Raw genomic sequence first — 784 nt, forward strand, 5'->3', positions numbered from 1 at the left:
CGCTACTTGGTTTGGCTTTAGAACGTCGGTTTGGTAATCGTTGATGGCACCCAACTTACCCCCGACCGAATCGCCAATAGCGAAGCTTTGATTAGCAAAATTCACGTGCAGATCCGCAAGATACGGATCGCTTGGATCAGGAATCGCAGACAGTTGACCAAAGTCCGAGCCCATGACTAACGGCTGACCAGAAACCAACGTCACCTGCATGCTGCCATCCGGTTGATCGGTTGTTTTCACTTCGATCACTTGTGACAGCTCACCGATCAGCTTTTCACGCGTGTCCATCAATTGAGCAGGGTTACCGCCTGTACCTTGCATTTCAACGATTTGCTTGTTCACGTGAGCGATGTTCGACATCAGACTGTTTGCATGAGTCAGCGCAGCAGTGCGCTGATCATTCATGTCTTTATGTTGGTTGTGCAAAGACTGAGTTAGTGTGTTGAAACGTCGAGCCAATGCTTCTGATTCATTGATGATTTGCTGGCGGTAAGGCATCGATTCTGGCTTCACTGTCGCGTCGTTAAGCGCGGCGTTAAGCGAATCTAAGCCAGCAGAGATACTAAATCCGTCTGCACCCAAGGTGTTTTCTAGTTGGCTCATGTTGCTGGTGTAACCAGCCGCGTAAGCCGCCAAACTATTGGTAGACCAAGTTTGTTTAACCAAGAACTGATCAGTTACACGGCGGATGCTGGTCACTTCCACACCCATGCCAGAACTTAAGCGGTTGGACTTACCATCACCAACTGTCGCCATCAACGCTTGTTGACGGCTGTATCCTGGC

1 protein-coding gene is annotated in these 784 nt (G+C 49.6%); it reads right to left on the bottom strand.

Annotated elements, in window-relative coordinates; genetic code table 11:
• Positions 1–784: flagellar hook-associated protein FlgK (gene flgK / locus R7Q46_RS26415; RefSeq protein ID WP_318078118.1), on the bottom strand; the 784-nt coding region annotated here is incomplete at both ends.

The sequence above is a fragment of the Vibrio sp. 811 genome (genome assembly GCF_033339195.1).